Annotated in this window: 2 protein-coding genes and 1 pseudogene; 1 reads left to right on the top strand and 2 read right to left on the bottom strand. The window is 56.1% G+C overall.

All coding sequences use genetic code 11. The annotated features are described in order from the left end of the window. A pseudogene (locus tag ACH2EH_RS05660) lies at positions 1-786 on the top strand (hypothetical protein); the annotation flags it as partial. A gap of 8 nt (positions 787-794) precedes the next feature. Here ACH2EH_RS05660 and ACH2EH_RS05665 read toward each other — a convergent pair. Then, positions 795-1,397 (bottom strand): hypothetical protein, encoded by a 603-nt coding sequence (locus ACH2EH_RS05665; protein WP_395139765.1) that lies wholly within the window; start codon positions 1,395-1,397, stop codon positions 795-797. Positions 1,398-1,429: 32 nt separating this feature from the next. Beyond that, the coding region (gene recO / locus ACH2EH_RS05670) for a DNA repair protein RecO (protein WP_395139767.1) at positions 1,430-2,052 on the bottom strand (623 nt) is incomplete at its 5' end.

Here is a 2,052-nt window from a genome sequence, read left to right on the forward strand (position 1 = left end):
GCCTATAATTACTACGCGCCTGATCTCTACGACCGCCGCATGTCCGTGATTCAAGCGCTCACTCCCGAGGGCAAGACAATCGCGACGCTCGTCAACTACGCGATCCACCCGGAAGTGCTGGGCAATGATGTGGGGATCCTGAGCCCCGATCTTTGTGGCCCACTCTGTGAGCATCTGGAGGCGCAGGCAGGTGGGATGGCTCTGTTTATGAATAGTGCCCAGGGCGGCATGGTCACCGCAGATAATCGTCTTTTGGATCGGCCCAAGGACCCCCAGAAAGGCTACTGGGAAGATGCCCGCACATGGGAGGAGTGCCTCAGAATCGGGCACACGATGGCCGATGAGGCGCTACGAATTGTCGCAAAAGCCCCGGTGCAGACAAAAGCGGCTCTACTCTGCCGGAGCGTACTGGTGACTTTTCCCGTGGAGTCTCCGGAGCTGTGGCAGGTGGTGACCAACTCCCCGCTGAAATACCCGCACGGCAAAGATCACACGATAAAGTCGCGGGTGAATCTGGTAAATCTTGGCGATGCGCAGATCCTCACGATTCCGGGCGAGGCGCTTCCCAATATCGGCTTCTACCTGAAGCGTAAGATGCGCGGTGCACATAACCTCCTTTTCGGCCTCACCAACGATGCTTTTGGCTATATCTTAACAAAAGTGGACTTCCACAGCTTCCCCCGCTACGAGTACGTCTCCCGCATGTCGCTCGGTGAGCTGACCGGAGAGATTCTCATCGAGAAATGCCTGGAGCTGGTAAAGACGAGCCCGCCTCCACAGCAGTAGTGCGGGTGTTATTTTCCTATTGGGGAAACGAGCTTGCCGCTCGTTAGGGAGATCGCGACTTTTCGCATAGACGGTGTGGTGAGGGTAATTGTATTGTTTGTCTTAGAGTAGATGTCGTAGGTACGAGTCTCACGATCCCATGTTTTAGGGTCGAAACCAAGCCAAGTAAGATGGCTGACGCTCCGTTTGACGGAAGGCAACTCATCTTTATTAAGTATATCGGTGACACCAAGTGAGGCAATGAGCTTTCCATTTGTGAGGAAGATCAAGACGCGATTTTCATAGCGGGTTTCTGCGTAATTGTCAAGTACGGCAAATTGGGTGCCGTCATTACTAAGAAAGAGATGGGGGTGAGCATGGCTTGCCAGTTGGGGAATGTTACCCGTTTGAGTTTTGCCTGTTGCCTTTTCCGTCAGTGTGTAGCTCCAGTAATTCTGGGGCGGTGTTCCAGGCGAGGGGCGCTGGAAGGCCAATTTGCTATCCATTTTGGCTTCAAGAGAGAACCGATCATTTGCAGTCAGTACTCGAGTTGTTGCGAGGCAGCTGTCTGCGAAGGCAGCGGGCAAGGTGGCTAGAAGTGCAGACATAACAAGTGCAATACGAAGCTTCATTGGTTGTTCTTCTCAGTGTCGTTTGGAGTGTATCACGAACCCAGCCGGTGGGCATCGAGCATTCCGAGGGACTTTATCTCGCGTTCAATCCGGTAGCGCAGGTGGGCGCGGAGCAGGCGGTTGATCTCCGTGAGCGCCTCGGTGGGAAGCTCTAGCGAGGCGAGGGCTTTGGCATCGGTGAGGAGCATGAGGCGCTCCAGCAGCAAGATTGTGGTGGCGTTGCAGGGCATTGCCTCCGTGTGTAGAAACTCCGTGCAGGGAATGCAGAGTGCTCCGCCACGTGAGGGTGAGAAGCCGACGGGTGGGTAGTCGGTGTCGAAGGGGTTGTCGCAGCGGATGCAGGCGCTGAGCTGAGGTTCATAACCGATTTGTGCGAGAAGCTGAAGCTCGTAGGCATGGAGCGCGGTGTCGGGCTGGACGGCATGCTGGAGAATATAGAGCGTCGAGAGCAGCAAGTCAAAGCTCTCCGGGTGCGGGTCGCGCTCCTCCATCACTTTTTCTAAAAGCTCACAGGCATAGGTGGCGCGCAAAAAACGCCCGTAGTCGGACTTGAGCTTGGGGAACGCCTCGCGCACCTCGGCTTCGGAGAGCACATCGAGGCTGCTGCCCTCCGCCAGCGATGCCCGCAGGAGCAAGAGCGGCTCACTCGCCCCCG

The organism is Armatimonas sp. (genome assembly GCF_043760365.1).
Taxonomy (GTDB): domain Bacteria; phylum Armatimonadota; class Armatimonadia; order Armatimonadales; family Armatimonadaceae; genus Armatimonas.